Below are 25227 nucleotides of genomic sequence, written 5' to 3' on the forward strand. Positions count from 1 at the left end.
AAGGGCTCGGCACCGCACGGCTCGGGGCCGGCTGCGGCACGCGCCCGGTGCAGGCCCCGCGGCCCCGAAAGGTGCAGGCCCCGCGGCCCCGAAAACCGTTGGCGCGCTCCCGGGGCGCTGACTACAATCGCGCGTCTGCCTGCCTCCCGCCGAGGAGTGCCGCCGTCCGGACGGAAACCGGCCGGCTCTTCGCTTCACGCCGCTGACCCGCGCAGCGCCCGACCCGCGCTCCGCACCGACGCCGGCCCGCCGCGCGCCCCACACAGGGCCGCGCGCCCGCCGCAGCACCCGCCCCGGAGGCAACGCCGTGCCCTCGCACGCCCACCCGTCACCCGACCACCACCCCTCATCGCCGGCCCTGCGGGCCGAAAGCCCCACCCCGTCACCCGACCACCACCCCTCATCGCCGGCCCTGCGGGCCGAAAGCCCCACCCCGTCACCCGACCACCACCCCACATCGCCGGCCCTACGCGCCGAAAGCCCCACCCCCACCTCCCCCGACCCCCTGCAGCGCGAGAAGGACCACCTCGCCGCCTCACGGGCCGCACTGCGTGCCATGCGGGCCGACGCCGAGGCGCTGAACATCGCCGATGTCACCGCGAACTGGGTCAACGCGGAGGTGCTGCAGGGCGAGATCGACGCCCGCATCAAGGCGCTCGCGGACCTCTCGCACACCCCGCTCTTCTTCGGCCGCCTCGACTACCTGCACGCCCCGGGCATCGACCTCGCCGAGGGCGCGGACGGGGAGAACTTCTACATCGGCCGGCGCCACGTCCACGACGCCGACGGCGACCCCATGGTCATCGACTGGCGCGCGCCCGTCTCCCAGCCGTTCTACCGGGCCTCCAAGAAGGACCCGATGGACCTCAAGCTGCGCCGCCGGTTCGGTTACACGGCCGGCGAGTTGACCGCGTACGAGGACGAGCACCTCACCGACCCGGCCGAGGCGGCCCGCACCAGCCGGCTGCTCCAGACGGAGATCGAGCGTCCGCGCGTCGGCCCCATGCGGGACATCGTCGCCACGATCCAGCCCGAGCAGGACGAGATCGTGCGTGCCGGCATCGGCGGCTCGGTCTGCGTCCAGGGGGCGCCGGGCACCGGGAAGACGGCGGTCGGCCTGCACCGGGTGGCGTACCTGCTGTACGCGCACCGTGAGCGGCTGGCGCGCTCCGGCACCCTGGTCATCGGACCGAACCGTTCCTTCCTCCACTACATCGAGCAGGTCCTGCCGGCGCTCGGCGAGTTGGAGGTCAAGCAGGCCACGGTCGACGACCTCGTGGCGCATGTGGAGGTGCGCGGCACGGACGAGGCGGCGACCGCGACGGTCAAGGGCGACGCCCGGATGGCCGAGGTGCTGCGGCGGGCGGTGCGCTCGCACATCGCGCGGCCCGAGGAGCCCTGCGTGGTCGTCCGCGGCTCGCGTCGCTGGCGCGTCCCGGCGTATGAACTCGAAGAGATCGTGCAGGAGTTGAGGGACCGCGACATCCGCTACGGCGCGGCCCGCGAGGCGCTTCCGCAGCGGATCGCGCATGCCGTGCTCGTACGGATGGAGCAGGCCGGCGAGGCGCCGGACGACCGGGTGCAGGACGCGGTGGCCCGCAATGCCGCGGTGAAGGCGACGGTCAAGGCGGTCTGGCCGCCGGTCGATCCCGCGAAGCTGGTGCTGCGACTGCTGAGTGACGCGGACTTTCTCACCGAGCAGGCCGAGGGGATCCTCACGCCCGAGGAGCAGAAGACGCTCCTGTGGGCCAAACCGGCCCGCAGCGTGAAGAGCGCCAAGTGGTCCGCCGCGGACGCGGTGTTGATCGACGAGGCGAGGGACCTGGTCGAGCGGACGCACTCGCTCGGCCATGTGGTCCTGGACGAGGCGCAGGACCTCTCCCCCATGCAGTACCGCGCGGTCGGCCGCCGCTGCTCGACCGGTTCGGCGACCGTCCTCGGTGACATCGCCCAGGGCACCACGCCCTGGGCGACCGACACCTGGGAGGAAGCCCTGGCGCATCTGGGCAAGCCGGGCGCGGCGGTCGAGGAGCTGACCCAGGGTTTCCGTGTGCCGCGTGAGGTGATCGCGTACGCGTCCCGGCTGCTGCCCGCCATCGCCCCCGACTTGACGGAGGCCACCTCGATCCGTGAATCGGCGGGTGACTTCGAGATCCGCAGGGTCGAGTCGACGGACCTGACCGCGGCGGCCCTCGCGGCCTGTGACGACGCGCTGAGGAAGGAGGGGTCGATCGGCCTGATCGCCGCGGAGGCCCGGATCCCGACGCTGCGCGCGGCCCTGGAGGAGGCCGGGGTGACCTGCCTGGCCCCGGGCGAGGAGACCTCCGCCGAGGCCCGGTTGACGCTGGTGCCCGCGACGCTCGCCAAGGGTCTGGAGTACGACTACGTGGTCCTGGACGAGCCGTCCGCCATCGTCGACGGCGAACCGGACGCCCGCACCGGCCTGCGCCGCCTGTACGTGTGCCTGACCCGCCCGGTCTCCGGCTTGACGGTGGTCCACGCGGCCCCCCTCCCGGAACAACTGACGGACGCCCCCACCGGGGCCGCCTGACGCCCCAGGGAACGCCCCGGCCCGGAACGCCCCGGCCCGGAACGCCCGAGCCAGGAATACCCGAGCCCGGGCCCCGCTCGGCACGCCTCCGATCGGGGACCCGGGCCCGGAATACCCCCGCCCCCCACGCCGTTGTGGCCCGCAAGGGGCGCCTGCTCCCCCTACGGGATCTGTTCCCCCACCCCCTAGGCCCGCCCCTTTGGGCCGCCCCTTAGGCCCACCCCTCACCCCGCCCCGCAGCCCCCGCCGCTGCTACGTCCCGTCCGCACCCCGGGCCGTCACAGCTCCTCCCCCTCAAGGGAGTTGAGGAGTGCGTCCAGGAGTCCGGGGAACCGCGCATCGAGGTCGGCGCGGCGCAGCTGCACATAGCGGTTGCGCCCGACCGACCGCGTGGAGGTGAGCCCGGCCTCGCGCATGATCCGCATGTGGTGCGACACGGTCGACTTGTGCAGATGCCCGACGCCCAGCCGCTCCGACGAGCAGTCGCACTGCTCCCCGCTCGCGTAGACCCGCAGCAGATGCAGCCGCGTCGGATCCCCGAGCGCGTGCAGCACCTTCACCAGCTGGATGTCCTCGACGTCCGGCTGTGCCAGCAGCACACCCTCGTCCTCATGGGCGCCCTTCACCACGGCCGCACCGCCTCCTTCCGCCTCGCGCTCACCCACCCACCCTATTTCTTTCCCGAAACTGTTTGACATCCATCCAACAGACTTTATTGTTTGACGCACATCAAACCTACCTGCCCGCTCCCCTCACCCCCTCGTGTTCGTACCGGGAAGGACACCCGTGCGTCTCCGTCTGCTGCTGCTCGCCCTCGGCACCTTCGCCGTGGGCACCGACTCCATGGTCATGGCCGGCATCCTCGGCCTCGTCGCCCGCGACCTGGACATCTCCGTCCCGGCCGCCGGCCAGATGGTCACCGTTTTCGCCCTCTCCTACGCCGTACTCGCCCCGGTGCTCGCCACCGCCGCCGCCCGGTGGCCACGTCGCCGGCTGCTGCTGACCGCGCTCACCGTCTTCACCGTCGCCAACGCGCTCAGCGCCCTCGCCCCCGATTACCCGGCCCTGCTGGCCACCCGGGTGCTGGCCGCGGCCGGCGCCGCGCTCTACACCCCGACCGCCAACGCCGTCGCCACCACCCTCGTACCGCCGGAGCGCCGCGGGCGCGCCCTGGCCACCGTCCTCGGCGGCATGACCGTGGCCACCGCGCTCGGCGTCCCCCTGGGCACCTACCTCGGCCGTACGGACTGGCGGCTGACCATGTGGCTGGTGGTCGCCCTGGGCGCCGCGGCGTTCCTGGGCCTCACGCTCCTGCTGCGCGACCTGCCGGCCCCCGCCGCCGCCCCCGCCCTGCGCGCCCGGCTGGCCCCGCTGCGCAACCGCCGCGTCCTGGTGGCGGCCGCCACCACCCTGGTCTTCTTCCTCGCCCTCAACGTGGTCTACATCTATCTCGGTACGGCGGTCCGCCCCGCGACCGGCGGCGACGCCGGGCGGCTCAGCCTGGTCATGCTGGTCTCCGGCGTCGCCTCGGTCGCCGGCAACTGGCTGGGCGGCCGGGCGGTCGACCGCTTCGGCGTACGCGCCGTCCTGCTGGCCGGCGGCAGCGCGGCCGCGGCGGCCTTCCTCGCCCTCCCCTGGGCCTCCGCGACGATGACCGGGGCGCTGCTCTACGCCGGGGTCGCCCCGCTCGCGGGCTGGGCCGTCGCGGTCGCCCTGCCGCACCACCTGGCCTCCATCGAGCCTTCCAGCGCCCCGCTGCTGATCTCCCTCAACAGCAGCGCCCTCTATCTGGGCGTCGCCGCCGCGGGCGGCGTCGGCAGCCTCGCCCTCACCGTCCTCGGCACGCACTGGTTCCCGCTCGTCTCGACCGTGCTGGCCCTGGTCGCGGTGTCGCTGGGGGCCGTCAGCACCCGCCGACGGGCGGACGGGGGCGGCGCCGACGGCCCCGTTGGCGGCACCCTGATCGCCACGTCCTCCGGGACGGCCGCCGCCCCCGCGCGCACCGCCGGCTCTCCGCACGGCGCGGCCTAGGCGTATCGCCTACGGAACCCCTGCCGCCTACGGAACCTGGACCGTCACCCCGTCGAGCGCCTCCCGCCACTCCCGTACCGCCGCCGCGTCCACCGGAGCCGACCAGCCGTCCGGCCGGGCCGCGCCGCCGATGTGGAAGGCGTCGAGGCCGGCCGCGCGCAGCGCCGGCAGATGGCCGAGCCCGAGTCCGCCGCCCACCAGGATCCGCGGCGCGTACCCGGGCTCGGCCGCCGCGGTCCGCGCCTGTTCGGCGAGCAGCACCGGTAGCCCCGCCTCGACGCCGCGGGCGTCACCGGCCGTCAGATACGTGTCGAGCCCGGCGGCGCCCGCCGTCCCCGCCAGTTCCTTGCGGAGCGCCGCGCGGTCGGCGGCCCGGTCGATGGCCCGGTGGAAGGTCCACCGGCAGCCGTCGATCACCTCGGCCAGCGCGGTCACCGCCGCAAGGTCGGGCCGCCCGTCCGGGGTCAGGAACCCCAGGACGAACTCCTCGGCGCCCTCCGCCCGCAGCGCCGCCGCCTCCTCGCACAGCGCCGCCGGGTCACCGGCCGCGAACCCGTCGGAGGCCCGCAGCATCACCCGCAGCGGGAGATCGACGGCCGCCCGGATCGCCGCGAAGGTGGCCCGGGGCGGGGTGAGCCCGTCGGCTGCCATGTCGGTGACGAGTTCCAGGCGGTCGGCACCGCCGGCCTGGGCGGCGACCGCGTCCCGCGGACCGAGCGCGATCACCTCCAGGAGCGCGCGCTTGCTCATATGACCTCAATCCTTCAGCGACGACGTGGCACGGCGGACCGGTGCCGCACACGACAACAGGTCTAGTCCAATATCCAGCGTACGGGCTGGTCGGCCCCAGGGCACAATGATTCGCATGACCCCCGCGTCCCGTACGGCAGACACCACCGACCCCGCGCCGGAACTCCGCCGGCGCTGGGCCGCCACCGTCGCCGAGGCCCGTGGCAGCAGACGATCCGCGGCCGCCGGAGGCGATCCGGCCCCCGACCCCGCCCCGTACGCCGACAACCTCCTCGACCGGTGGCGCGAGCCGCACCGCCGTTACCACACGGTCGAGCACCTGACAGCGGTCCTCGACCGCATCGACGAACTGGCCACGCATGCCGATGACTTGAGCGTCGTCCAGCTGGCGGCGTGGTTCCACGACGCGGTCTACCGCCCGGACCGCTCCGAGAACGAGGAGCGCAGCGCGGCCCTCGCCGAACGCGCGCTGCCCGAACTGGGCGTCGGCGCGGCCCGTACGGCCGAGGTCGCCCGTCTGGTGCGGCTCACCGTCACCCACGATCCGGCGCCCGACGACCCCGACGGCGAGGTGCTGTGTGACGCCGACCTCGCGGTGCTCGCCGGCTCGCCGGACACCTACGCGGCGTACGCGGCGGCGGTCCGCGCCGAGTACGCCTTCGTGCCGGAACCCGACTTCGTCGTCGGGCGCTCCGCCGTGCTGCGGCAACTCCTGTCCCTGCCGCGCCTCTTCAGGACCCCGCTGGGCTACGACCGCTGGGAGCACCTGGCCCGCCGGAACCTCTCCACGGAGCTGGAGCTGCTGGGCGGCTGAGTACGGCGGGGGGTGCCCGGTCCGCCGCTCCCTCGGTACGCATGGCCGAGATCACGTCCCTGACCGGCCCGCGGCGGGAATGTAAGGCGTCCTACCGTGGTTAGTAGCTGACATGCCAGCTGCGTCTCCCGCCACCCGCGCCCGCCTGCCCGTAGCCGTTTACGTCCTCGGCCTGTCCGTCTTCGCGCTCGGCACGTCCGAGTTCATGCTCTCCGGCATCCTCCAGCCGCTCGCCCGTGACCTGGACGTCTCCATTCCGCGGGCCGGTCTGCTGGTGTCGGCGTTCGCGATCGGCATGGTGGTCGGCGCGCCCGTGCTGGCCGCGGCGACGCTCCGGCTCCCCCGGCGTACGACGCTGATCGCGCTGCTGGCGGTCTTCGGGCTCGGCCAGGTGGCGGGCGCGCTGGCCCCGTCCTACGGCGTCCTGTTCGCCTCCCGGGTCGTGAGCGCGCTGGCCTGCGCCGGATTCTGGGCGGTCGGCGCGGCGGTCGCGGTGTCGCTGGTGCCGGTGACCGCGCGGGCCCGGGCGATGGCCGTGATGGTCGGCGGTCTGAGCATCGCCAACATCGCGGGCGTCCCCGCCGGTGCCCTGCTCGGTCAGCACGCCGGCTGGCGGGCCGCCTTCTGGGCGGTGGCCGGGCTGGCCGCGATCGGCCTGATCGGCGTGGCCGCGCTGGTGCCCGGCACGGCCGTGCCCACCGGCGACGACCGCCCGCAGCTGCGTCGTGAGCTGGCCATCTACAAGGACAAGCAGGTCTGGCTGGCGCTGACCGCCACCGCCATGAACGGCGCCGCGGTCTTCGCCCTCTTCTCCTACCTCTCGCCGCTGCTGACCGACACCGCCGGTCTCGCCGAGAGCTGGGTGCCGACGGTCCTCGCGCTCTTCGGTGTCGGCGCGCTGATCGGTACGTTCATCGGCGGCCGGATCGCCGACGCGCATCTGTTCGGCACGCTCTTCGGTGGCATCTCCGCCTCCACCGCCGTGCTGGCCGTCCTGGCGCTGACCGCGCACAGCCCCGTCGCGGCCGTCGCGCTGTCCCTGATGCTGGGGGTGACGGCCTTCACCACGGCGCCGGCCCTCAACGCCCGGATGTTCAACGTGGCGAACGCCGCGCCGACGCTGGCCGGCGCGACCACCACCGCCGCCTTCAACATCGGCAACACCCTCGGCCCCTGGCTCGGCGGCCTGGCCATCGGCGCCGGCTGGGGCTACCCGTCCGTGGCCTGGACCGGTGCGGCGCTGGCCGCGGTGGCCGTGCTCACCACCGCGTTCGCCTTCCGGCTGCACCGCGCGACCAACCGCTCCCGGCTCGTCGCGGCGTCGCCGAAGGCCGCGGCCGCGCCGGCTCCGGAGACCGCCGAACAGCACTGAGCGGCACCGGGCGGGTGCGGGTGGGGGCCTGTGTCCTCGCCCGCACCCGCCCGCGCCTGTCCCGCCGCACCCCGCACACCGTCGCGCCTCGCACGCACCGCCGTGCCTCGTCCCGCCCTCACGCCTGGTCGTCGAACGTCCACCGCGTCTGGCTGTGGACCGACTCGCCCCGCCCGAAGCCGAAGGCCCGGCGGGGCTCGACGCGGAAGACGACGGCGGGCCCGCCCTGCCCGTGGAACGCGCTGTCGCGGACGTCGAACTGCCAGTCGCTGCCGTATTTGTCGACGTACAGCTCGGCCAGCCGGCGCAGCGTCGGCTCGTCCTCGACCCGCTCGGCGTCGCCCTCGACGACCACGTCGAGACTCGCGTGCAGGTCGTTGCCGCCGGCCGTCGAGGTGGTCAGCGCGCAACGCGGGTTGGCCGCGAGGTTCTTGGCCTTGCGCTCGCCGGGGCCGGTGCAGAAGTGGAGGGCGTCCTGCGCCCAGACGGCGAGCAGCGGAGTGACGTGCGGGCGGCCGTCGGGCCGGACGGTGCTGAGCCAGAAGATCTCCGCCTCGGTCATGCCGCCGACGGCCGCGGACCAGGCGATCGCCGTGGCGTCCGCGGTGCTGTAGGCGGGGTCGAGTTCGGTGACCGGTGCTCTGTCCGGCGTACCGGCCGGTGTCCTGGCTGACATGGCTGTCCCCTTTCTCACGCCGCGGCCTTCTCGCGCCGCGGTCGGCGGGTGGTGCAGCGGTTCGGCGCGCGGCGCAGCGGTCCGGCGCGCGGTCAGCCCTATCGTGCGGGGGTCCGCCGACCGGCCACCGCTGCGACGCGCCGCGGCAGGCCGCCACCGGAGCCGGCCGCGCCGAGCCCCTGCCGGGGGAGGTGTCTCAGCGCCGCGGCGCCGGGCGGTGCTTGGGGCGGCGCAGACCGGCGTCCGTCAGCCGTCGCAGCAGTTCCTTGCTGCCGACCTCCACCGCCCCCGCCCGCACCGCGTCGGCGTACCGCTCCGCCGGCAGGTCGTAGTGATCGCGTTCGAACGCCCGCCGGGGGACGCCGATGCGCGCCGCGAAGGCGTGCAGCTCGTCGAAGGACTCGTCGCTCACCAGATGCGACCACATCCGGCCGTGGCCCGGCCAGATCGGCCGGTCGATGTAGATCGCCACCTCAGCGCCCCGACCGGATCGCCACGCCGGCCCGCCACGGCCCGGCCACCCCGGCCCCGCGCGCGCCGGATATCCGCGCCCCGGCCGTCGCCCGGGCCATCTCAGCCCTCCGCCGGAGCGCGGAGCCGGCCGACCGGGGCCACCGCGACCGCCGTCTTCGGGCAGACCCAGTGCGGATCGGGCCCCAACTCCGGGGCGACATCGAGGGCGTGCGGGTCACCCGTCTCGGTGCACACCGGGCACAGGGGCCAGCGGCCGTAACGCTCCAGGAGGGCGTCCTGGACGTCCTGGGCTATCAGACCCGCGACGAATTCCGCGCCTTCAGGCCATTGCTCCACCCACCAACGGCGGTGGGCGACCGCGTCCTCCACGAGCGAGACGATGTCGGCGTCGGCCACCTCGTCCGCCACCAGGTCGGCGAGCACCAGTGCCCGCGCGGCATGCAATGCCTGTTCCAGCTCCATGCCCCCCATTGTCTCCCGACCGCACCCGGGCGCCCGGCGTTGTCCACAGCCCGAGGCGGTCCGGCGGTTTGTCCACAGCCCCCAGCGAGGGGTATTGACGCGGGAGAGCGATGAAATTACTTTTCAAGCGTGAGTAGCAGCGTGAAGGAAACTTTCAAGGGCGTGGCCGCCGAGACCCGGCCGGCCCCGGCACCACCCGCCCCCGCGGCGCTGGCCGCCAAGGTCCGTACGCTCGCGCCGACGATGACCCGCTCCATGCAGCGGGTCGCCGAGACCGTCGCGAGCGACCCGGCCGGCTGCGCCGCGCTCACCGTCACCGGCCTCGCGGAGCGTACGGGCACCAGCGAAGCGACCGTCGTGAGGACTTCCCGGCTGCTGGGCTACCCGGGCTACCGCGACCTGCGTCTCGCGCTCGCCGCGCTCGCCGCCCAGCAGGCCGCCGGCGGCGCACCCGCCGTCACCGCCGACATAGCGGTCGACGACTCCCTGGTCGATGTCGTCGCGAAGCTCGCGCAGGAGGAGCAGCAGTGCCTGGCCGACACGGCGGCCGGCCTGGACGTCAGCCAGCTCGAAGCGGCGGTCGCCGCCCTGTCCTCCGCCCGCCGCATCGACGTCTACGGCATCGGCGCCTCCAGCCTCGTCGGCCAGGACCTCGTCCAGAAGCTGCTGCGCATCGGCCTGATCGCGCACGCCCACGCGGACCCGCACCTCGCCGTGACCAATGCCGTGCAGATGCGCACCGGCGACGTGGCGATCGCCATCACCCACTCCGGCCGCACCACCGACGTCATAGAGCCCCTGCGGGTGGCCTTCGACCACGGCGCCACGACCATCGCCATCACGGGCCGCCCCGACGGCGAGATCGCCGCCTACGCCGACCACATCCTGACCACGTCCACGGCCCGCGAGAGCGAGCTGCGCCCCGCCGCGATGTCGTCCCGGACCAGTCAGCTCCTGGTCGTCGACTGCCTCTTCATAGGCGTCGCCCAGCGCACCTACGAGACCGCCGCCCCGGCGCTCTCCGCTTCCTACGAGGCCCTGGCCCACCGCCACCAGCCCTGAGGTGGCCCGGCGCGGCCCGCCCTCGCGCCCGACTTCCGGAAAGAGCCGCCGAGCAATGACCTCCACCGCCGACCACGCCGACCTGCGCGCCCAGCTGGACGCCCTCACCACCGAGGCGTTCCGCCCCGACCTCGCCGAGATCGACCGCCGCTCCACGCTCGACATCGCCCGCACGATGAACGGGGAGGACGCCGCCGTCCCCGCCGCCGTCGCCGCACGGCTCCCGGAGATCGCCGCCGCGATCGACGCCACCGCCGAGCGGATGGCCCGCGGCGGCCGGCTGGTCTACGCCGGCGCCGGAACGGCGGGCCGCCTCGGCGTCCTGGACGCCAGCGAGTGCCCGCCGACCTTCAACACCGACCCCTCCCAGGTCGTCGGCCTGATCGCGGGCGGCCCGTCCGCGCTGGTCAAAGCCGTCGAGGGCGCCGAGGACAGCAGGGAATTCGCGGCCGAGGACCTCTCCGCGATCGGCCTGACCGAGCGCGACACCGTCGTCGGGATCTCCGCCTCCGGCCGCACCCCGTACGCCATCGGCGCGGTCGAGCACGCCCGCGCCCGCGGCGCACTGACCATCGGCCTGTCCTGCAACGCCGGTTCGGCCCTGGCCGCGGCCGCCGAGCACGGCATCGAGGTCGTCGTCGGCCCGGAGCTGCTGACGGGTTCGACCCGCCTCAAGGCGGGCACCGCCCAGAAGCTGGTGCTCAACATGCTCTCGACGATCACCATGATCCGGCTGGGCAAGACCTACGGGAATCTGATGGTCGACGTGCGCGCCTCCAACGAGAAGCTGCGGGCCCGTTCCCGCCGCATCGTCGCACTCGCCACCGGCGCCGGCGAACCGGAGATCGAGGCGGCGCTCAGCCGGACGGACGGCGAGGTGAAGCACGCCATCCTCACCCTTCTCGGCGACGTCGACGGGCCGACCGCCGCCCGCCTCCTCGACGCCGCCGGCGGTCACCTCCGGGCCGCCCTGGCAGCCGCCAGAAACCTCTGACCGCCCAAGCGCCGGCCCGCCGAGGGCCCGGCCCCGGCCGGCCCGCTCACCTGGTTCGCCACCACAGCAAGGCACCCACATGTCCGAAGACCCGAACCGCGCCACCGCCGCCGCGATCCTCCCGCTCGTCGGCGGCGCCGGGAACGTCACCTCCGTCGCCCACTGCATGACCCGGCTCCGCCTCGGCATCCGGGACCGCTCACTGGTCCACGACGAGGCGCTCAAAGCCCTGCCGGCCGTCCTGGGCGTAGTCGAGGACGACACGTACCAGATCGTGCTGGGCCCCGGGACCGTCGCCCGGGTCACCCCCGAGCTCGAACGCCTGGTGGAGCAGGCCCGCAGCCACCCCGAGCCCGCTCCGCAACCGGCCCCCGCCACGCCCGCCGCCGCACCCGGCGCCGCCACCACCGCCGAGCAGCTGGCCGACCGGGGCGCCGCCCTCAAGGCCCGCCAGAAGGCCAGGAACGCCACCCCCGGCAAGCTCTTCCTGCGACGGATCGCCAACATCTTCGTCCCGCTGATCCCGGCACTGATCGGCTGCGGCATCATCGCCGGCCTCAACGGCCTGCTCACCAACCTCGGCCGGCTGCCCGCCGTCGTCCCCGCGCTCGCCGCCCTCGCCTCCGGCTTCATGTCGCTGATCGCGGTCTTCGTCGGCCACAACACCGCCAAGGAGTTCGGCGGCACCCCCGTCCTGGGCGGCGCGGTCGCCGCGGTCATCGTCTTCCCCGGCGTCACCCACATCACCGCCTTCGGCCGGCACCTCTCCCCCGGGCAGGGCGGCGTGCTCGGCGCGCTGGCCGCCGCGCTGCTCGCCGTCCAGGTGGAGAAGAAGTGCCGGGCGGTCGTCCCCGCGGCCCTGGACGTCCTGGTCACCCCGACCGTCACGGTCCTGGTCACCGGCCTGGTCACGGTCTTCGGGCTGATGTACGTCGCCGGCGAGGTCTCCACCGCCCTCGGCACCCTCGCCACCTGGCTGCTGGCGCACGGCGGCGCGGTCGCCGGCTTCCTCCTCGGCGGCCTCTTCCTCCCCCTGGTCATGCTCGGCCTGCACCAGGCGCTGATCCCGATCCACGCCACCCTCATCCAGCAGCAGGGCTACACCGTCCTGCTGCCGATCCTGGCCATGGCCGGCGCCGGCCAGGTCGGCGCCGCCCTCGCCCTCTACCTCCGGCTCCCCCGCAACCGCTCCCTCCGGACGACCATCAGGTCCGCGCTCCCGGCCGGCCTGCTCGGCGTCGGCGAGCCCCTGATCTACGGCGTCTCGCTCCCGCTGGGCCGCCCCTTCCTCACCGCCTGCCTCGGCGGCGCCTGCGGCGGCGGCTTCATCGGCCTGTTCAACCAACTCGGCGACACGGTCGGCTCCACCGCCATCGGCCCCTCGGGCTGGGCCCTGTTCCCCCTGGTCAAGGGAGGCCAGGGCCTCGCCACGACGGTCGTCGTCTACGCCCTGGGCCTCGCCGTCGGCTATGTCACCGGCTTCCTGGCCACGTTCCTCTTCGGCCTGGGCACACAGCAACGGGCCGAACTCAACACGGCCCCGGACTCCGAAGCCGGGGCGGGCCCGCGCTCCGCGGCACGGCCCGCCACCGCGCCCCCGGTCCCGCTCACCCCGCCATGATGCTGCCGAACTGCGGCGCGCCCGCGGTCGAGAGGCCCACCGCCGACGGCGCGAGGAACCGCGAGCCCGCCGTGGTCAGACGGGTGCCGTCGGAGGGAAGGGTGATGACCGCGCCGTCGCCGCCGTTCTCGTACGTCGCCCCCACGGTCAGATCCGCCTTCTTGTCGCCGTTGAGGTCGGAGAGGAAGACCTCACCGCCGAAGAGGTCGTCCTTCTCGTTGGCTCCCGGGACGCCCGGCGAGTTCTGGTGGAAGTACTGCACGTTGTGGACGGTGTCCACGCCCGCCCGGGAGCCGCGCAGCACGGTCACCGCACCGGTCCGGCTCGCCCCGTCGACGGTCTCGGTGGCGGCCCCGATGGCCAGGTCCTGCACACCGTCTCCGTTGATGTCGCCGACGCTCACCTCGTAGCCGAACTTGTCACCCGTCTCGGAGCTGCCGGGGATCGCGCCGGACTCCTGGGTGATGGTCTCGATCCGGTCCACGCGCGGACCGGACGCCGAGCCGTGGATGACGTTGACCTTGCCGCCCTTGGTGCTGCCGGGCACCTTGTCGTCGAAGTGCACACCGGTGACGAGGTCGCCGAAGCCGTCGCCGGTGACATCGCCGATGGCCGTGATGATCCCCGCGGGCAGCCGCTGGGCGCGCGCCCCGGACAGCCCCGCCGCGGTGCCCGGCAGGTAGTAGTTGACGTTGAAGTACGGGCTCCGGTTGTCGTAGGCGCTGACGACGAGGTCGCTGTAGCCCTGGTCGGTGACCTCACCGGCGGTCAGGTTGAGGATGCCGTTGGTGGCCTCCCCGAGGATCGGCAGTGCGATCGCCGTGTGCGCGCCGGGCGCGCCGGACCTGCTGATGCCGCCCTTGAAGACGTGCAGCTTCGGCGAGGAGGTGCCGACGGCGAGGTCGGCCGTGCCGTCCCGGTCGAAGTCGCCGGCGGCCAGGGCCGCGCCGAACCGGTCGTGCTGGGAGGGGGCCGGATCGGCGAGGGTGGCGCTGCCGGTGCCGGAGAGGCCGCCCGCGGCGCCCCAGAGGATCTGTACGGTGCCGCCGTCCGCGTCGCCCGCGACGTCTTCGTACGGCGCCGACACGGCGAGGTCGGCGAACCCGTCGGAGTTGAAGTCACCGGCGGCCAGGCTCGCGCCGAAGAGGTCGCCGGCCTCGGCCGCCCCCAGCACGCCCGGGGAGTTCTGGCTCAGGGTGACGGCCCGGGACGCGTCGATGCCGTGGGCCGAGCCGTAGAGCACGGTGAGCGCACCGGCGCGCTGCTTGCCGTCGACGGTCGCGGCCGGCGCGGCGACGGCCAGGTCGCGGTAGCCGTCGCCGTTGAAGTCCCCCTGGCGGCCGTTGGCGGCGGGCGCGGCCGAGGCGGTGCCGGTGGCCGCGGTCAGCAGTCCGGCCGCGAGCGTGGTGGCGGCTGCGGTGACCAGGGTCGTACGGAGATGCTTGGGCATGCGGGGCTCGTTCTCCCTGTGCGCAGAAGGCAGTTGACGTTGCACGGTTGGTGCACAGGAGACCCGCGGAAGCCGACGATGGTTGTAGCGAAGACGTGAAGGAGATGCGGAGGAAGGGCGAAATCAGGAAGAGGGGAAAGGGCGTCAGGGCGCGCCGATGCGCGTCGCCTCGGGCGCCCGGCCCCGGCCCCCGTCCGCCGCGTCCGGCTGCCGTACCGCCGCCCGCGCCAGCTCGGCCGCCAGCAGCGCGAACCACACGCCCACCAGCACCAGATGGAGGCGCTGCGGGATGCCGTGCCAGCCGGGGCGGCCGAGGAGCGGGCCCACCGTGCAGATGGCGGACGGCAGCGCCACGGCGAGCACCCTCGGTCCCCAGCGCCCGATCAGCGCGCTGCGGGCCACGTCGGTCACGGCGGCCCGGCTCAGCAGCGCCATCGAGGCGAACAGGAAGAAGTGGGCGAGGGCGCTGGTGACCGTGTGCCAGGGATGGACCGCCTCACAGGCGCGCTCCACAGAGGGCGCGCAGCGCATCGGCACCAGGACATCGGCGAGGGAGGACAGCCCGAGGCCGGCCAGGGCCGCACAGCCGCAGCGGGCCCAGGCGCCGCGCGCGATGCCGCAGGCCAGCAGCGCGCCCACCGCGACGAGCAGCGCGCAACCGCTCTCGATGCCGCCGAAGAGCGGCCGGAAGGGCTGGTCGGCGGCGTAGAGCTCACTGACGTACGAGTGGCGTGGGTCCAGGTGGGTCGGCAGCAGGAATTCCAGGAGCCACCCGTTGTAGAGCACCGCCGCCACGGCGAAGAGCAGGGCGCCCGCACGTGCCGCGCCGCGGGCCTGGCGCGAGGACCGTCCACCGGTGAACATGATCAGCGGTGATCCGCGGGCGAACCGATGGTGTCCCTGTGCTTCCTGATGTGCACGCACACCCCTTCACGGCCGGGATCGCGGGGAGCGCATACGCCCCGGTGACCCACTTTGATCACTGTCCACGTTGGATCTAGTGCACAGAGTAACCATCACCGTGTCACTACCCCATGACCTCGGCGAGCCGCACGGCTCGTTCGTGCCACCGCGGGGACATCACCGAGCGGCGCGAGCAGCGGCTGACGGGGCAGGGGGCGAAGCGGCCGGGAAACCCCCGGAACGCCGCCGGGGCGGCACCCCCTGGGAGGAGGGTGCCGCCCCGACGTACGTCTGGACGTGTGATCCGCGGGGATCAGAAGTCCATGTCACCGCCGGGCATGCCGCCCGGAGCGGCCGCGGCGGCCTTCTCCGGCTTGTCGGCGATGACGGCCTCGGTGGTGAGGAACAGCGCGGCGATGGACGCGGCGTTCTGCAGGGCGGAGCGCGTGACCTTCGCCGGGTCGATGATGCCCTCGGCGATCATGTCGACGTACTCACCGGTCGCGGCGTTCAGGCCGTGGCCGACGGGCAGGTTGCGCACCTTCTCCACCACGACGCCGCCCTCGAGGCCGCCGTTGACGGAGATCTGCTTGAGCGGGGCCTCCAGGGCCAGCTTCACGGCGTTGGCACCGGTGGCCTCGTCGCCGTCCAGCTCCAGCTTCTCGAAGACCTGGGAAGCCTGGAGCAGGGCGACGCCACCGCCGGCGACGATGCCCTCCTCGACGGCCGCCTTCGCGTTGCGAACGGCGTCCTCGATGCGGTGCTTGCGCTCCTTGAGCTCGACCTCGGTGGCGGCACCGGCCTTGATGACGGCCACGCCGCCGGCCAGCTTCGCCAGACGCTCCTGGAGCTTCTCGCGGTCGTAGTCCGAGTCGCTGTTCTCGATCTCGGCGCGGATCTGGTTGACCCGGCCCTGGACCTGCTCGCTGTCGCCGGCACCGTCGACGATGGTGGTCTCGTCCTTGGTGATGACGACCTTGCGGGCGCGGCCGAGCAGGTCGAGGGAGGCGTTCTCCAGCTTGAGACCGACCTCCTCGGAGATGACGGTGCCACCGGTGAGGATGGCGATGTCGCCGAGCATGGCCTTGCGACGGTCACCGAAGCCCGGGGCCTTGACGGCGACGGACTTGAAGGTGCCGCGGATCTTGTTGACGACCAGGGTCGACAGGGCCTCGCCCTCGACGTCCTCGGCGATGATCAGCAGCGGCTTGCCGGACTGCATGACCTTCTCGAGCAGCGGAAGGAGGTCCTTCACGTTGCCGATCTTCGAGTTGACGATGAGGATGTACGGGTCGTCGAGCGACGCCTCCATACGCTCCATGTCGGTGGCGAAGTACGCCGAGATGTAGCCCTTGTCGAAGCGCATACCCTCGGTGAGCTCCAGCTCCAGACCGAAGGTCTGGGACTCCTCGACGGTGATGACGCCTTCCTTGCCGACCTTGTCCATCGCCTCGGCGATGAGCTCGCCGATCTGGGTGTCAGCGGCGGAGATGGAGGCGGTGGAGGCGATCTGCTCCTTGGTCTCCACGTCCTTCGCCTGCTCCAGCAGGGCGGCGGAGACGGCCTCGACGGCGCGCTCGATGCCGCGCTTCAGCGCCATCGGGTTGGCGCCGGCGGCGACGTTGCGCAGGCCCTCGCGGACCAGGGCCTGGGCCAGGACGGTCGCGGTCGTCGTGCCGTCACCGGCGACGTCGTCCGTCTTCTTCGCGACCTCCTTGACCAGCTCGGCGCCGATCTTCTCGTACGGGTCCTCGAGCTCGATCTCCTTGGCGATGGAAACACCATCGTTGGTGATCGTGGGGGCGCCCCACTTCTTCTCGAGGACGACGTTGCGGCCCTTGGGGCCGAGGGTGACCTTGACGGCGTCGGCGAGCTGGTTCATCCCGCGCTCGAGACCGCGCCGTGCCTCCTCGTCGAACGCGATGATCTTGGCCATGTGAAGTGGTCCTCCCGGACTGGGGTGGATTGCTCCGGACCGCGCTGGCGCCCGCGACGGACGACCTGCAAGCCTGTGTGGTTCCTTGCCCCACCCGGCCTGCGGGCCTCGCCGACCCGGTCCTTCGTTGTCACTCTCACTGGGAGAGTGCTAACGCCAATGATTAGCACTCGACCATGGAGAGTGCAAGCCGCTTCGCAGAAGCGTCCGCCAGGGGAGGTGGTCGGGCGACGGGTGGGCGCAAGCCGCTTCGCAGAAGCGTCGGTCAGGGGCGCGGCGCCTCGCACGGGCACCCGGGCGGCCCGGCCCGGTACCCGGACAGGCAGAAGGTCCGCACCCCTCCAGGGGTACGGACCTTCCCTACGCAGCAGTCGGTCGGCGCCTCAGCCGGCCACCCGGACCATGTCCGCCTGCGGCCCCTTCTGGCCCTGCGAGATCTCGAACTCGACCCGCTGACCCTCCTCAAGGGTGCGGTAGCCGTCCATCTGGATCGCGCTGTAGTGGACGAATACATCCGCACCACCGTCGACCGCGATGAAGCCGTACCCCTTCTCCGCGTTGAACCACTTGACGGTGCCCTGAGCCATGCCTAACTCCCCTATTACTGGCCCTTGCGCAGGACCGCACTCCGCGGACCCGGGTCAGACCTCACCCCGCGAAAGGCCCGTGGGGTGTGCGCCGGAACGCGTCGACCGCCGCTGAATGTATCTGGACAGATGCCCAGCGCAACAGGTCAATCGGACGAGAATTCTGGGGCCGGGGAAACGGCAATATGCGATGAAATCCCGATTCTCCGGGGCAAGTCGGGCCGGGCATAGCGCACTTGCGCGACAAATACCGCACACACTTTGGGCACAACTCTCCGCGGTTTCCACTGCGCTCGGCATGCCCGCGGGGATATCCGGAGGGGGATCACCCTCATGGTATCCCCTTTCGGAAAGCGGAATTGCCCCGTCCGATTTGGCTGGACGGGGCAATTCCGGTCAAGAAGGGGAAAGATATGGCGCAAATACTGCACCCTCCCGGGCGCATGGTGCGCCTGAGGTCAGCCTCCGGCGACCGCCGGGATGATCGAGACGCCCGCACCGTCCGGCGTCGGCGTCTCCAGGCCCTGCTCGAAGCGGACGTCGTCGTCGTTGACGTAGACGTTCACGAAGCGGCGCAGCTTGCCGGTGTCGTCCAGCACCCGGGCCGCGATGCCCTGGTGGTTCTTCTCCAGGTCGGCGATCACCTCGGAGAGGGTCGCGCCCTCGGCGGCGACCTCGGCCTCACCGCCGGTGTAGGTGCGGAGGATGGTGGGGATGCGGACCTTCACGCTCATGGGTTCTGCCTTCCGGACAGGTGATACGGAGTACGGGTTCTGGGCGCGCCGCGGCTCAGCCGGCCAGGCCGGCCGCGCGGAACGCGTCCAGGTTCGGACGGATCGTGGCCGTGGGCCCGGAGGTCGGCGCGACGGCGTCAAGCGTCTTGAGTCCGTCACCCGTGTTGAGCACGACGGTGGTCAGGGACGGGTCGAGGAGTCCGTCCTCGATGAGCTTCTTGGTGACGCCGACGGTCACCCCGCCCGCGGTCTCCGCGAAGATCCCCTCGGTGCGGGCCAGCAGCTTGATCGCGTCCACGATCTGCTCGTCGTCGACGTCCTCGACCGCGCCGCCCGTGCGGCGGGCGATGTCCAGCACGTACGGGCCGTCGGCCGGGTTGCCGATCGCCAGCGACTTGGCGATGGTCATCGGCTTCTGGGGGCGCACGACGTCGTGCCCGGCCTTGAAGGCCGTCGACACCGGAGAGCAGCCCTCCGCCTGGGCACCGAAGATCTTGTACGGCTTGTCCTCGACCAGGCCGAGGGCGATCAGCTCCTTGAGCCCCTTGTCGATCTTCGTCAGCTGGGAGCCGGACGCGATGGGGATGACGAGCTGGTCGGGCAGCTGCCAGCCGAGCTGCTCGCAGATCTCGTACGCGAGGGTCTTGGAACCCTCGCCGTAGTACGGGCGCAGGTTGACGTTGACGAAGCCCCAGCCCTCGCCCAGCGGGTCGCCGATGAGCTCCGAGCAGAAGCGGTTGACGTCGTCGTAGTTGCCCTCGATGCCGACCAGGTCACCACCGTAGACCGCGGCCATGACGACCTTGCCGGCCTCCAGGTCGTGCGGGATGAAGACGCAGGACTTGAAGCCGGCCCGGCGGGCCGCGGCGCCGACCGCGCCGGCGAGGTTGCCGGTGGAGGAGCAGGACAGGGTCGTGAAGCCGAAGGCGCGGGCCGCCTCGACGGCGATGGCGACGACGCGGTCCTTGAAGGAGTGCGTCGGGTTGCCGGAGTCGTCCTTGACGTAGAGGCCGCCGGTGACGCCCAGCTCGGCGGCGAGCCGATCGGCCTTGACGAGCTTGGTGAAGCCGGGGTTGAGGTTCGGCTTGTCCGCGACGTCGACGGGCACCGGCAGCAGCGGGGCGTAACGCCAGATGTTGTCCGGGCCGGCCTCGATCTGCTTCTTCAGGCTCTCGGGGTCGCCGCTCGGCAGGTCGTAGGCGACTTCGAGCGGCCCGAAACACGACGCACAGGCGAAGATGGGGCCGAGGTCGAACCGCTCACCGCATTCGCGGCAGGACAGCGCGGCGGCGGGTCCCAGAGCGACGGAGGAGGTGTTTGCGGCGGTTTCGGTGCTGTGCACAGCCATGGAGGCGAGGCCCTTTCTCCTCATCTTCCTCGCGACGCATCTCGCCACGAGACGGATTTGGCACCTTCCCTAGCCGGGAGCCTCGCGCGCGCTGGACGCGGCAAGACCGACTGGAGGGTTGCCGGGGCTTCAACGGGCCGTATCCCTCTGCCCCTCTGGATGAGCGGTATGGCGCTGGGCCGAAACCCAGGCGTTTGTTGCGGTGACCCCGACATGCGATGGCCATCCGCGTTGTTCAAGACTGTAACCGAAGGCACTGACAGTTGAGATAGTCGTCCGAACCGCGAGATGGATCACATGGGAAGGGTGTTCACGTGCTGGAAGAGGTGGAGCGCTGGCTGACCAGCCGCTCCTGGTCCGCCGCGGACCGCCCCCTGGGGCAGCTGCTGGAAGCCAAGCGCCAGACGGGCCGTACGGTCAGCGTCGTCCTGCCGGCGCTCGACGAGGAGGCCACGGTCGGGGCGATCGTCGCCGCGATCCGCGCCGAGCTGATGACCGAGACCGTCCCCCTGGTCGACGAGCTGGTGGTGCTGGACTCCGGCTCCACCGACCGCACCGCCGAGGTCGCGGCGGCGGCCGGCGCCCGGGTCGTGCACCGCGACACCGTCCTGCCCCGGCTGCCCGCGCTGCCCGGCAAGGGCGAGGTCCTCTGGCGCTCCCTGCTGGTCACCACCGGCGACATCGTCTGCTTCATCGACGCGGACCTGCGGGAGTTCTCCGCCACCTTCGTCTCCGGCATCGTCGGCCCGCTGCTGACCGACCCCGACATCCAGTTCGTGAAGGCGATGTACGACCGCCCCCTGGAGGCCGGGGAGCACACCGCCGGCGCCGGCCAGGGCGGCCGGGTCACCGAACTCGTCGCCCGCCCGGTCCTCAACCTGCACTGGCCGCAACTGGCCGGCTTCGTCCAGCCCCTCGGCGGCGAGTACGCGGCCCGCCGCTCCCTCCTGGAGCGTCTGCCCTTCCCCGTCGGCTACGGCGTCGAGCTCGGCCTGCTCGTCGACGCCCTGCACACCGTCGGCCTGGACGCCCTGGCCCAGGTGGACGTCGGCGTACGCAAACACCGCCACCAGGACGGCCAGGCCCTGGGACGGATGGCCGCCGCCATCTACCGCACCGCCCAACTCCGCCTCGCCCGCGGCCACTTGGTACGCCCCCGGCTCACCCAGTTCGACCGCGGCGAACAGGGCTTCGTCCCCCGCACGACCGACGTGGACACCGAGGAACGCCCCCCGATGGCCGAAATCCCCGAGTACGCGGCACGACGCGCGGCCTGACCCGCGCTCCGCACGTTTGCGCGGATCTGCCGCGGGTTACATGTCGCGACATGGTCTCCGAGCGCAATGCGGTCCACACAGGTGCCGAGGTTCTCGTCGCGTCCAACCGTGGACCGGTGTCGTACGCCCTGGAAGAGGGCGGCACGCTGACCGCCAAGCGGGGCGGCGGTGGGCTGGTCTCCGGGCTGTCGGCGATCGGGCCCGACACCGACGCGGTGTGGGTGTGCGCCGCCCTCGGGGACGGCGACCGGGAGGCCGTACGGCGCAGCGGCGGCAAGCTGGACCCGTCCGACACCGGCGGACAGCGCGTCCGGATGCTGGACATCCCGCCCGACGTGCACCACGACGCCTACAACGGCATCGCGAACTCGGTGCTGTGGTTCGTCCACCACATGCTGTACCAGACGCCGCTGGAACCCGTCTTCGGCGCGGAGTTCCGCGCGCAGTGGACCTCGTACGAGGCGTACAACCGCGCCTTCGCGCAGGCCCTGGCCGACGAGGCCGCCGAGGGCGCGGCGGTACTGGTGCAGGACTACCACCTGACGCTGGTGCCGGGCCTGCTGCGCGCGCTGCGGCCCGACGTGCGCATCGCGCACTTCTCCCACACGCCGTGGGCGCCGCCGGAGTACTTCCGGATGCTGCCGGACGACATCGCCGAGCAGCTGCTGCGCGGGATGCTGGGCGCCGACCAGCTCGGGTTCCTCACCCACCGCTGGGCGGACGCGTTCGGCGCCTGCTGCGCCGCGGTCACCGGCGGCACCGGCGGCACCCGGCTCGGGGTCCACGGCCTCGGCGCGGACGCCGAGTTCCTGCAGGAGCGGGCGCACCGGGCGGACGTCGCCGAGCGGAAGGCCGCGCTGCACCAAGAGATCGGCACCGGGCCGGACGGGACGGCACGCAGGACCATCGTCCGGGTGGACCGGACGGAGCTGTCGAAGAACATCGTGCGCGGGCTGCTCGCCTACCGGCAGCTGCTGGTGGACCGCCCCACCTGGCGCGAACGCGTCGTGCACCTCGCCTTCGCCTATCCGTCACGCCAGGATCTGGCCGTCTACCGGGAGTACACCGCGGAGGTCGGCCGGCTCGCCGAGGAGATCAACGCCGAGTTCGGGACGGCCGGCTGGCGGCCCGTCGTCCTGCACGTGAAGGACGACTTCGCGCGGTCGCTGGCCGCGTACCGGCTGGCGGACGTGGCGCTGGTCAACCCGATCCGTGACGGGATGAACCTCGTCGCGAAGGAGATCCCGGTGGTCTCCGACCGTGGCTGCGCCCTCGTGCTGTCGCGGGAGGCCGGCGCCCACGAGGAACTCGGCGCGGACGCCCTGACCGTCAACCCGTTCGACGTCAGCGGCACCGCGCAGGCGCTGCACGAGGCGCTGTCCATGGACACGACGGAGCGCGACCGGCGCACCGAGCGGCTGACGGCGGCGGCCACCGCGCTGCCGCCGGCGCAGTGGTTCCTCCGGCAGCTGCGGGCGCTGACCGGCTGAGCCGCCGCCACCCGAGCTGCCGTGACCGGCGTCACACCGCGCCGCCTTGAGCCTCACACAAGTGTGAGGGTTCGAGCCTGGTCGCCACGACACCACGGCACCCGGCGCTTACGAGGTGAGCCCCCATGAACGACCAGCTCCGCCCCCTCCCGGACAACCAGCTCTACGACTACAGCCCGATCGTCGGGCGCGCGCCGATCCGGTGGCCGGGCGGCGCCCGGGTCGCCTTCTACATCGGCCTGAACATCGAGCACTACCGGATCGACCGCCCCTCGACGAGCACCTTCGCCGGCACCGCCGGGCTCACACCGGACCCGCTGAACTACGGCTGGCGCGACTACGGCCCCCGGGTCGGCTTCTGGCGGCTGCTGAAGGCCCTCGACCGGCACGGCCTGCGCGCGAGCGCGCTGCTCAACTCCGAGGCCGGGGAACGCTACCCGCAGATCATCGAAGCGGGCCGGGCCCGGGACTGGGCCTGGCTCGCCCACGGCAAGAACAACTCCACCTTCCAGGCCGACATGGAGCCCGAGGAGGAGCGCGCCTATCTGGTGGAGATGCTCGACTCCCTGGAGAAGACCACCGGCCGGCGGCCGCGCGGCTGGATGGGCCCGGCCCTCACCGAAACCTTCCGCACCCCGGAACTGCTCGCCGAACTCGGCCTCGACTACGTCCTCGACTGGACCAACGACGACCAGCCCTACCGACTGAACGTCCCCGGGATGCTGAGCGTGCCGTACTCGGTGGAGCTCAACGACATCGGACTCTTCGTCAGCAAGGGCCTCACCGGCCCCGACTTCGTACGCATCGTCAAGGACCAGCTGGACCAGCTCCACGAGGACGCGGCGGACGGCGGCCGGGTGATGTCGCTCGCCCTGCACCCCTTCGTCATCGGCCAGCCCTTCCGCCACAGGTACCTCGACGAGGCACTGGAGTACGTCGCCAACCACCCCGGCGTATGGCTGACCACCAGCGACGACATCGCGGCACATTACGCGGGCCTGGTGGCGGGGTCGGAGGGGTCGGAGGGGTCGGAGGGGACTGGAGGGGCGGCTTAGGTCAAGACGAGCTCACGCCTGTGCGCGTATGCGTCGCGGCCGTGGGTGAGGTGGGTTCTGTGGGTGCCATGGGAGCGGTGGTTTCCGTGGTTTCCGTGAGTCAGGTCAGCTCACGTCCAGGTGCTCCGCGAGAGCCGTCAGCAGGCCCACCACGCCGGCCGGGCCGTCGACCACCAGGTCGGCTCGGTCCGCCAGTTCGGTCACCTCGTCGCTGCCGCTGCAGACGAGGACGCCCGTCAGCCCCTTGGCGCGGAGTTCCTCGACGGCGGCGAAGGCGGCCAGGTCACCGAGGTCGTCGCCGGCGTAGAGGACCGTCGCCGCCCCGGTCTCACGGATCCAGTCCGCGAGGGCGACGCCCTTGTCCATGCCCGGCGGGCGCAGCTCCAGCACGTAGCGGCCCGGCTCGACGATCAGGCCGTGGCGCTCGGCGAGTTCGGCGAGCGGTCCGCGCAGCCGTTCGAAGGCGCCCTGGGGGTCGTCGGCGCGGCGGGTGTGCACGGCGATGGCGCGACCGCCCTTGCGTTCGATGGCGGTCTCGACCCAGGTGCCGTGCCAGACCCCCGATGTGTCCAGCACGCCGGGGAGTTCGGCCTGTATGGCGGCGACGCCGGGGTGCGGCGGCGGAGCATGGAGCGTACCGGTGGCCGCCTCCCAGCGCTCGGCGCCGTAGTGCCCGAGGACGGTGAGGTGCTCCAGACCGGGCACCGAGTCGAAGCCGCCGAGGCGGACCGCGACGGTGGCCGGCCGTCCGGTGATCACCGCGGCCGCTCGCAGGCGGGGCACGAGGCGGGCCAGCGCGGCGACGGCACCCCCGTGGGCCCGGGCCTGCTCCGGGTCGGGGACGATGTCGGCGAGGGTGCCGTCGAAGTCGAGGGCCACGACGACGTGTTCGGGGTGCGCCAGCAGCGCGGCGAGGCCCTCGCGGCCGGCGGCGGTCCGCGGCGTCGGCAGGCGGCCGGGTGCACGCTCGGGTTCGGATGTCGGCTCGGCGTTCGGGGAGCTACCCATGCGCCGACCCTACCGGCGAAGGCCGGGCGCACAGCGGGGGCACGGGCGCACGCCACCGGCGGGTCGGGGCGGGTCAGCCGGCGGGGCTCGGGCCACAGACGGGCCGGCACGGGCGGGGCCACCGACAGTCGGGGCGGGACACGGCCGGCGACTCCGGGGGGCGGCTGGCATGTCTGCGCGGGCTGGAGCAGGTGCGAGCGAGTCGGGCGGGCAGGCTCAGCGGCGGGCGCGGCGGGCGTCGCGTACGCGCCGCAGGCGGTTGACCGTGACGGGGGCGTGGGCGAGCGCCCGGGGGTCGTCGAGCAGGGCGTTGAGGAGCTGGTAGTAGCGGGTCGGCGAGATGCCGAGCTGCTCACGGATGGCGCGCTCCTTCGGGCCGGGGCCCGACCAGGAGCGGCTTTCCACGGCGAGCACGGCCTCGTCCCGAGCGGACAGGCCCGGGACGCGGCCCGGGACGCTCGGGTTCCCGGCACCACCGGGAGCGTCCGTACCACCGGAGGTCCCCGCACCACCGGTGGCGTCCGCACCGCCCAGGTCGTCCGCCCCGCTCAAGTCGTCCTTCGCATCGTCCTTCGCACCGCGCGGGTCCTCCGTGTCGGGGCTGTCGCTCGTCGTCACGTTTCCACGATAGG

Annotated in this window: 23 protein-coding genes and 1 riboswitch; of the genes, 10 read left to right on the forward strand and 13 right to left on the reverse strand. The window is 72.8% G+C overall.

All coding sequences use genetic code 11. From position 1 onward, the window contains the following. Positions 1–412 precede the first annotated feature (412 nt). Positions 413–2551: a HelD family protein gene (locus SL103_RS32175; RefSeq protein ID WP_069574295.1), complete on the forward strand. Its 2139-nt coding sequence runs from the start codon at positions 413–415 to the stop codon at positions 2549–2551. 278 nt (positions 2552–2829) lie between these two features. Here SL103_RS32175 and SL103_RS32180 read toward each other — a convergent pair whose 3' ends face one another. Continuing rightward, positions 2830–3216, reverse strand: a complete 387-nt coding sequence (locus SL103_RS32180) for an ArsR/SmtB family transcription factor (protein WP_244304093.1) — start codon at positions 3214–3216, stop codon at positions 2830–2832. A 121-nt stretch (positions 3217–3337) separates the two neighbouring features. Between SL103_RS32180 and SL103_RS32185 the strand changes: the two genes are divergently transcribed. After that, the gene (locus SL103_RS32185; protein ID WP_079146093.1) at positions 3338–4582 is read left to right on the forward strand and encodes an MFS transporter; all 1245 of its coding nucleotides are present in this window, start codon (positions 3338–3340) and stop codon (positions 4580–4582) included. Positions 4583–4609: 27 nt separating this feature from the next. Here SL103_RS32185 and SL103_RS32190 read toward each other — a convergent pair whose 3' ends face one another. Then, the gene (locus SL103_RS32190; protein ID WP_069572478.1) at positions 4610–5332 is read right to left on the reverse strand and encodes a copper homeostasis protein CutC; all 723 of its coding nucleotides are present in this window, start codon (positions 5330–5332) and stop codon (positions 4610–4612) included. Between the two features lie 115 nt (positions 5333–5447). Between SL103_RS32190 and SL103_RS32195 the strand changes: the two genes are divergently transcribed. Both SL103_RS32195 and SL103_RS32200 read left to right on the forward strand, forming a co-directional pair. Then, positions 5448–6146, forward strand: coding sequence for an HD domain-containing protein (locus SL103_RS32195; RefSeq protein WP_069572479.1), 699 nt, complete (start codon positions 5448–5450; stop codon positions 6144–6146). A 112-nt stretch (positions 6147–6258) separates the two neighbouring features. Next, a complete protein-coding gene (locus SL103_RS32200) occupies positions 6259–7518 on the forward strand; it encodes a Cmx/CmrA family chloramphenicol efflux MFS transporter (protein WP_069572480.1) in 1260 nt (419 codons plus the stop codon). A 118-nt stretch (positions 7519–7636) separates the two neighbouring features. On the opposite strand, the gene SL103_RS32205 is transcribed toward SL103_RS32200, so the two are convergent. The 3 genes from SL103_RS32205 to SL103_RS32215 form a co-directional block, all read right to left on the reverse strand. Further along, positions 7637–8194: a pyridoxamine 5'-phosphate oxidase family protein gene (locus tag SL103_RS32205; protein ID WP_069572481.1), complete on the reverse strand. Its 558-nt coding sequence runs from the start codon at positions 8192–8194 to the stop codon at positions 7637–7639. A gap of 196 nt (positions 8195–8390) precedes the next feature. Continuing rightward, positions 8391–8666 (reverse strand): DUF4031 domain-containing protein, encoded by a 276-nt coding sequence (locus SL103_RS32210; RefSeq protein ID WP_069572482.1) that lies wholly within the window; start codon positions 8664–8666, stop codon positions 8391–8393. A gap of 101 nt (positions 8667–8767) precedes the next feature. Further along, positions 8768–9130, reverse strand: coding sequence for a hypothetical protein (locus SL103_RS32215; RefSeq protein ID WP_069572483.1), 363 nt, complete (start codon positions 9128–9130; stop codon positions 8768–8770). A 129-nt stretch (positions 9131–9259) separates the two neighbouring features. Between SL103_RS32215 and SL103_RS32220 the strand changes: the two genes are divergently transcribed. From SL103_RS32220 to SL103_RS32230, 3 genes are all read left to right on the forward strand, one after another. After that, the gene (locus tag SL103_RS32220) at positions 9260–10192 is read left to right on the forward strand and encodes a MurR/RpiR family transcriptional regulator (RefSeq protein ID WP_069572484.1); all 933 of its coding nucleotides are present in this window, start codon (positions 9260–9262) and stop codon (positions 10190–10192) included. Between the two features lie 55 nt (positions 10193–10247). Beyond that, positions 10248–11186, forward strand: coding sequence for an N-acetylmuramic acid 6-phosphate etherase (gene murQ, locus SL103_RS32225; RefSeq protein ID WP_069572485.1), 939 nt, complete (start codon positions 10248–10250; stop codon positions 11184–11186). A 79-nt stretch (positions 11187–11265) separates the two neighbouring features. Then, entirely contained in the window at positions 11266–12807 is a 1542-nt protein-coding gene (locus tag SL103_RS32230) for a PTS transporter subunit EIIC (RefSeq protein WP_079146094.1), read from the forward strand. On the opposite strand, the gene SL103_RS39350 is transcribed toward SL103_RS32230, so the two are convergent. From SL103_RS39350 to thrC, 6 genes are all read right to left on the reverse strand, one after another. Then, positions 12794–14257 (reverse strand): FG-GAP-like repeat-containing protein, encoded by a 1464-nt coding sequence (locus SL103_RS39350; RefSeq protein WP_069572486.1) that lies wholly within the window; start codon positions 14255–14257, stop codon positions 12794–12796. The genes SL103_RS32230 and SL103_RS39350 overlap by 14 nt on opposite strands. Before the next feature lie 144 nt (positions 14258–14401). Next, positions 14402–15121, reverse strand: a complete 720-nt coding sequence (locus SL103_RS32240; protein ID WP_069572487.1) for a DUF998 domain-containing protein — start codon at positions 15119–15121, stop codon at positions 14402–14404. A 352-nt stretch (positions 15122–15473) separates the two neighbouring features. Next, entirely contained in the window at positions 15474–17096 is a 1623-nt protein-coding gene (gene groL / locus SL103_RS32245) for a chaperonin GroEL (RefSeq protein ID WP_033266394.1), read from the reverse strand. Positions 17097–17479: 383 nt separating this feature from the next. Then, a complete protein-coding gene (locus tag SL103_RS32250) occupies positions 17480–17683 on the reverse strand; it encodes a cold-shock protein (RefSeq protein WP_003986833.1) in 204 nt (67 codons plus the stop codon). 458 nt (positions 17684–18141) lie between these two features. After that, the gene (locus SL103_RS32255; protein ID WP_069572488.1) at positions 18142–18417 is read right to left on the reverse strand and encodes a MoaD/ThiS family protein; all 276 of its coding nucleotides are present in this window, start codon (positions 18415–18417) and stop codon (positions 18142–18144) included. A 55-nt stretch (positions 18418–18472) separates the two neighbouring features. Next, the gene (gene thrC, locus SL103_RS32260; RefSeq protein ID WP_099055481.1) at positions 18473–19789 is read right to left on the reverse strand and encodes a threonine synthase; all 1317 of its coding nucleotides are present in this window, start codon (positions 19787–19789) and stop codon (positions 18473–18475) included. Continuing rightward, positions 19783–19931: riboswitch (SAM riboswitch) on the reverse strand. It overlaps the preceding gene by 7 nt. A 148-nt stretch (positions 19932–20079) precedes the next feature. Between thrC and SL103_RS32265 the strand changes: the two genes are divergently transcribed. The 3 genes from SL103_RS32265 (at position 20080) to SL103_RS32275 (ending at position 23587) form a co-directional block, all read left to right on the forward strand. Continuing rightward, the gene (locus SL103_RS32265) at positions 20080–21042 is read left to right on the forward strand and encodes a glucosyl-3-phosphoglycerate synthase (RefSeq protein ID WP_069572490.1); all 963 of its coding nucleotides are present in this window, start codon (positions 20080–20082) and stop codon (positions 21040–21042) included. Positions 21043–21092: 50 nt separating this feature from the next. Continuing rightward, entirely contained in the window at positions 21093–22532 is a 1440-nt protein-coding gene (locus tag SL103_RS32270) for an alpha,alpha-trehalose-phosphate synthase (UDP-forming) (RefSeq protein WP_069572491.1), read from the forward strand. A 125-nt stretch (positions 22533–22657) separates the two neighbouring features. Further along, positions 22658–23587 carry a polysaccharide deacetylase family protein gene (locus tag SL103_RS32275; protein ID WP_069572492.1) on the forward strand — a complete coding sequence of 310 codons (930 nt, stop codon included), beginning with the start codon at positions 22658–22660 and terminating at the stop codon, positions 23585–23587. 105 nt (positions 23588–23692) lie between these two features. On the opposite strand, the gene otsB is transcribed toward SL103_RS32275, so the two are convergent. Together otsB and SL103_RS39700 are read right to left on the reverse strand one after the other, a co-directional pair. Then, complete coding sequence (gene otsB / locus SL103_RS32280; RefSeq protein ID WP_069572493.1) at positions 23693–24595, reverse strand: trehalose-phosphatase; 903 nt, start codon at positions 24593–24595, stop codon at positions 23693–23695. Between the two features lie 216 nt (positions 24596–24811). Beyond that, positions 24812–25213: a DUF3263 domain-containing protein gene (locus SL103_RS39700; protein WP_432215376.1), complete on the reverse strand. Its 402-nt coding sequence runs from the start codon at positions 25211–25213 to the stop codon at positions 24812–24814. Positions 25214–25227 lie beyond the last annotated feature (14 nt).

Origin of the sequence: Streptomyces lydicus (assembly GCF_001729485.1) — a bacterium.
Taxonomy (GTDB): Bacteria; Actinomycetota; Actinomycetes; order Streptomycetales; family Streptomycetaceae; genus Streptomyces; species Streptomyces lydicus_D.